Consider the following 5,070-nt stretch of genomic DNA (forward strand, 5'->3'; position numbering starts at 1 on the left):
TCCCGTCGCTGCGCTCGCCCCGGTGACCTGTCCCGTCGCTGCGCTCGCCCCGGTGACCTGTCCCGTCGCTGCGCTCGCCCCGGTGACCTGTCCCGTCGCTGCGCTCGCCCCGGTGACCGCGACGCGGGAAGTCCGCGGCGACCCCCGCCGCGAGTTCCAGCAGGGCTCGCCGGGTGCGTGGCTGCAGCCGGGCCAGGTCCACCTCCGCACCCTCCTCGAGGTGCGGATCGAACGGCAGCACGTGGACGGCGCGGCAGCGCCGCGCGAAGTGCTCGACCAGCCGCTCCACGTCCACCTTGCCGGACCGGGGCCGCACGGCGTTGACCACCGCCACCGAGCGGGCCACCAGGTCCCGGTAACCGTGGGCGTCGAGCCAGTCCAGCGTCGCCGAGGCGCTCCGTGCGCCGTCCACCGATCCGGAGCTGACGACCACCAGCGTGTCCGCGTTCTCGAGAATCGCGCGCATCGCCGAGTGCATCAGTCCCGTGCCGCAGTCGGTGAGCACGATGTTGTGGAACCGTTCGAGGAGTGCCAGTGCCCGCTCGTAGTCCCGCGCGCTGAACGCCTCCGAGACGGCCGGGTCGCTGTCCGAGGCCAGCACCTCGAGGCGATGCCGGTTCTGTGAGGTGTGGGCCCGGACGTCGCCGTAACGGTGGATGTGCGCCTCGTCGCGCAGCAGCGTGCGCACCGTGCCGGACGCTCGGTCGGCGACCTTCTGGCTCAGTGTCCCCCGGTCGGGGTTGGCGTCCACCGCAACCACCCGGTCGCCCCGCAACGACGCGAACGTCGACCCGAGCGTGACCGTGGTGGTGGTCTTGCCGACCCCACCCTTCAGGCTCAGCAGCGCGATCCGGTAGCAGCCGTGCAGCGGTCCGCGCACCTGCTCGACCAGTTCGCGGCGCTGCCGGCCCCGCCGGCTGTCGCCGGGATCGATGCGCCCGCCGGTGCCGCGGTACACGGCCCGGCGCCACCCCCGCGCGGGCGCCGGCTGCACCCGGCTCACGAGAAGCGATGCGTCCAGATCCCGCGCCGACGGCTGCGCCGTCCCCGTCCGCTCGCCGTCCTCCGGCACCACGTCGTCCCCCGTCCCCGGTCCCCCACGGCCCGGCCGACGCGGACGATAACAGATCAGGTCAGGCCGGCGTACGAGTGCAGACCGGAGACGACCATGTTGATGATGAAGAGGTTGAACAGCATGGCGACGAAGCCGGCGACGTTGATCCAGGCCGCGCGCGTGTTGCGCCAGCCCGACGTCGCGCGGGCGTGCAGGTACGCCGCGTACATCACCCAGGTGATGAACGAGACGGTCTCCTTGGGATCCCAGCCCCAGAACCGGCCCCAGGCGGCCTCGGCCCAGATCGCGCCGAGGATGATGCCGGCACCGAACAGCGGGAACCCGATGATGGTGGTGCGGTACGCGAGACGGTCCAGGGTCTGCGCGTCCGGCAGGCGCTCGGCGATCCGGCCGAACACGCCGCGACCCTCCTCGCCCTTCGGGAACCGGATGCGCAGCAGGAACAGCAGGCTGGCGACGCCGGAGACCAGGAAGATGCCGCTGCCGACGCTGATGATGGTCACATGGATGGGCAGCCAGAACGACTGCAGGGCGGGCACGACGGGCGCGGCGTCGGCGTACAGCACGGTCGCCGCGAGGAACATCAGGATCAGCACCGGCACGAGAAGGTAGACCCACATGATCCGGTAGGCCGGCCGGCGCAGCACCACCAGGCCGAACAGCACCGCCGCGGCGCACGCCATCGACACGAACTCGTACATGTTGCCGAGCGGGAAGCGCTCGGTGGACAGCCCGCGCAGCACGATCGACGTGACCTGCAGGGCGGCCACCACGACGACGAGCGCGCGCCCCATGTTGCCGAGACGCTCGGACAGCGTCCGGCCCCGCGGCTCCTCCACCCGGCCCGGACCGTCCGGCGCCGACGGCGGCTCGCCGGCCGCGCCGACGGCGACGAGCGTGCGCTCGCGCTCGGCGACGAGATCGGCCCGGTGCGAGGCGTACTCGGCGATCAGCAACACCAGCGCGAGCACCAGCACCGCGAACGCCGATTCGAATGCCCAGTCGCTGTACTGCGCGAGGGTCTCGTTGAGGGTCATGCCTTCTTCTCCTGTGCTGCCTTCGCACGTGCGGTCGTGTCGTCGCCGAGCAATCGGCCGGTCAGACGCTCGAACTCGTCACCCCATCCGGCCTGGTCGGTCCGGGCGAGACCACCGAGTTCTACTACGGTACGTCGTTCCCCGTCGGCCACTGTACCGGCCGGGTAGGCCCGCACCCAGATCCGGCGGCGCTTGATCAGCAACGACACCAGTAGCCCCACCATCATCGTGATCGCCGAAACCAGCACCCAGGTCTGCGCCGGGTCGTGCGAGACCTGCAGGTTCACGAAATCGGTCGCGCCGTCGAAGCGGATCTGTGTCCCGTCGGGGAGCGTCACGCTCTCCCCCGCGAACAGGTTCACCCGGTCCTGCTTGACCAGCCGGCCCTGGTTGATCAGCTCACCGTTGAGGGAGAACAGCGACTGCGGGGTGCCGGTGTCGAGACCCGTGTCGCCCTTGTAGATGTCGATCGCGACGGCGGGATCGGTCAGCGCCGGGTAACCGGAGGACAACAGGTTGCCGTGGAACACCGCGGTGGGCGCGAACAGGCCCTCTATCGCGATCTGGTTGCGCCGCCGCTCGTCGGGATCCGGGTACATCCCGCCCGGCGGGTCGAACCGCATCGCGCCGCTGCTGAGGAAGGTGGTCGCGTCGTCGGGCCGCCACTGCAGCGTCTCGGTGCGGGTCTCGCCGTCGGGCCACGTCACCGTGAAGGACGGCGCGAAGCCGTGGCCCTGCAGGTAGACGCGGTCGCTACCGACCCGCAGCGGGTGGTTGACCCGCAGCTGCGCGTCGCGCCAGGTGTTCGTCGCCAGGTCGGCCCCCGCCTGGTAGTCGATGTTCGAGGTGAACATCTCGGCCTGCCCGTTGTCGAGATAGTCCGCGGAGAAGTCCTTCACGCGGATGCACATCGGAGTCAGGCCCGTGCCGTCGAGGGTGTTGCCCGCGCGGAACGAGTCGAACGCCGCCGGCGAGCTCGTGCAGAACTCCTCACCGTTGGCGACCAGGATGCGCTGGCCCTCGTAGCCGAACAGCTTGCCCACCGCGACCGCGGCGAGCAGACCCACCAGCGCGAGGTGGAACAGCAGGTTGCCGGCCTCGCGCAGGTACCCCTTCTCCGCGGAGAGCGTGAGCTCGCCGTCGCGCGCGCCGCGCCCCGCGGTCGTCTCCACGCCGCGCTCGGCGATGCGCCAGCCCCGCAGCTGACCGCGCACCCGGGCGAGCACCTCCTCGGGCGAGGCGTCGACCGTGGTCTCGAGGTGGTGCGGCAGCCGCGACAGGTTGCGCGGCGCCGGCACGGGCCGGGTGCGCAGCGCCCGGTAGTACTCCGTGCAGCGCGGCAGGATGCAGCCGATCAGGGAGACGAACAGCAGCACGTAGATCGCGGTGAACCAGAAGCTGCCGAACACGTCGAACAACTCGAGCCGGTCCAGGAGCGGCCCGAGGGTCGGGCGCGCGGCGATGTACTCGTCGACCTTGCCGGAGTTGAGGCTGCGCTGCGGCAGCAGCGCGCCGGGGATCGCGGCCAGCGCGAGCAGGAACAGCAGCACCAGCGCGGTGCGCATCGACGTCAGGCCGCGCCAGGTGTTGCGGACGAACGCCGCGGTGCGACCGGCCGGGCCCTGCCGCGGCGGCGGGGTCGGCGACGGTGGGGCGGTGGGGGTGTCGGTGGCCGTCATATTGGCATCGTGACCTCGGAAATAAAGGCGTCCCGGATCCAGGAGACGAACACGTCCCAGGCGCCGGTGACGAGGGCGATTCCGACGGCCACGAGCATGAAGCCGCCGACGAGTTGGACGGTGCGGGCGTGGGCACGCAGCCAGCCCACCCCGCGCAGGGCCCGCGCCGAGCCCAGCGCGAGAACGACGAAGGGCAGCCCGAGGCCGAGGCAGTACGCCACGATCAACGCGACGCCCCGCGCGGCGGTGGTGCCCTCGGTCCCCGCGGCCAGGGAGATCACCCCGGCGAGCGTGGGACCGAGGCACGGCGTCCACCCGAGGGCGAAGACGCCGCCGAGCAGCGGCGCGCCTGCCAGTCCGGAGATGCGCCGGGGTTCGGGGCGGGTGTCGCGCTGCAACGCCGGGATCAGCCCGACGAACACCAGGCCCATCACGATGGTGACCACCCCGCCGATCCGCATCAGCACCTCGCGGTTGACGGAGAGCACGGAGATCGCGCCGAACACCGACGCGGTGGCGAGGACGAACACGACCGTGAATCCGGCGACGAACAGCGCGGCGGCCCCGGCGACGCGCAGGCGCCCGTCGTCGCGGACGGTGGTGGTGCGCCCGCGCGCCTCGGCGGCGGTCACCGCGGGGGCCTCGGCACCCACGACACCGGCCAGATAGGACAGGTAACCGGGCACGAGCGGCACCACGCAGGGCGATGCGAAGGACACGAGTCCGGCCAGCAGGCACGCCCCGAGGGCCAGCAGCAGCGGGCCGGACGAGGCGACCGACTGGAAGGTGTCCCCGATGCCCGCGGCGAGGACGGCCTCGCTCACCAGCGGATCACTGCTCACCACTGCACCACCCATGCCACTGCACCACCCATGTCACTGCTCGGACGGACTTTCCGCGGCCACGCGCTCGACGACCGGCTGCAGATCGCTCGCGAGCAGTTCGGTCAGGAACACGGCGGCGACGCGGTGGTCACGGTCGAGGACGACCGTGGTCGGTACGACCGAGGTCGGGTAGTTCGCCCCCAGGGCGAGCAGCGAGCGCATCGACGGGTCGTAGATCGACGGGTAGCCCACCCGGTTGTCGACGACGAAATCCTGGGCCTTGTCGCGCTGGTTGTCGCGGACGTTGATGCCGAGGAACTGCACGCCCTGATCCTTGGTGGCCTCGTAGACCTGCTCGAGGTCGTCGGCCTCGCTGCGGCACGGGGCGCACCACTGGCCCCACACGTTGAGCACCACCACCTGGCCGGCGTAGTCGTCGAGCGAGAGGGTCTGCC

General features: G+C 71.4%; 5 protein-coding genes. All 5 read right to left on the reverse strand.

Annotated elements, in window-relative coordinates; translation table 11 throughout:
* Positions 1-1,072, reverse strand: a 1,072-nt coding sequence (locus AIIKEEIJ_RS12535) for a MinD/ParA family ATP-binding protein (RefSeq protein ID WP_338020943.1), incomplete at its 3' end; no start/stop codon positions are given.
* A gap of 56 nt (positions 1,073-1,128) precedes the next feature.
* Positions 1,129-2,112 (reverse strand): c-type cytochrome biogenesis protein CcsB, encoded by a 984-nt coding sequence (gene ccsB / locus AIIKEEIJ_RS12540; protein ID WP_029545125.1) that lies wholly within the window; start codon positions 2,110-2,112, stop codon positions 1,129-1,131.
* Positions 2,109-3,791 (reverse strand): cytochrome c biogenesis protein ResB, encoded by a 1,683-nt coding sequence (gene resB, locus AIIKEEIJ_RS12545; protein ID WP_006935921.1) that lies wholly within the window; start codon positions 3,789-3,791, stop codon positions 2,109-2,111. Before resB ends, ccsB begins: the two co-directional genes overlap by 4 nt.
* Complete coding sequence (locus AIIKEEIJ_RS12550) at positions 3,788-4,648, reverse strand: cytochrome c biogenesis CcdA family protein (protein WP_006935923.1); 861 nt, start codon at positions 4,646-4,648, stop codon at positions 3,788-3,790. The genes resB and AIIKEEIJ_RS12550 overlap by 4 nt, the downstream gene beginning before the upstream one ends.
* An 18-nt stretch (positions 4,649-4,666) precedes the next feature.
* A partial coding sequence (locus tag AIIKEEIJ_RS12555) for a redoxin domain-containing protein (RefSeq protein WP_161995776.1) occupies positions 4,667-5,070 on the reverse strand: 404 nt, incomplete at its 5' end.

The sequence above is a fragment of the Rhodococcus sp. YH1 genome (assembly GCF_009939605.1).
Taxonomy (GTDB): domain Bacteria; phylum Actinomycetota; class Actinomycetes; order Mycobacteriales; family Mycobacteriaceae; genus Rhodococcus; species Rhodococcus aetherivorans.

What these genes read in the sequence shown, in the direction of transcription:
- AIIKEEIJ_RS12550 (WP_006935923.1), bottom strand. Translation starts at nt 4,648, where the DNA reads ATGGGTGGTGCAGTGGTGAGCAGTGATCCGCTGGTGAGCGAGGCCGTC.
- ccsB (WP_029545125.1), bottom strand. Translation starts at nt 2,112, where the DNA reads ATGACCCTCAACGAGACCCTCGCGCAGTACAGCGACTGGGCATTCGAA.
- resB (WP_006935921.1), bottom strand. Translation starts at nt 3,791, where the DNA reads ATGACGGCCACCGACACCCCCACCGCCCCACCGTCGCCGACCCCGCCG.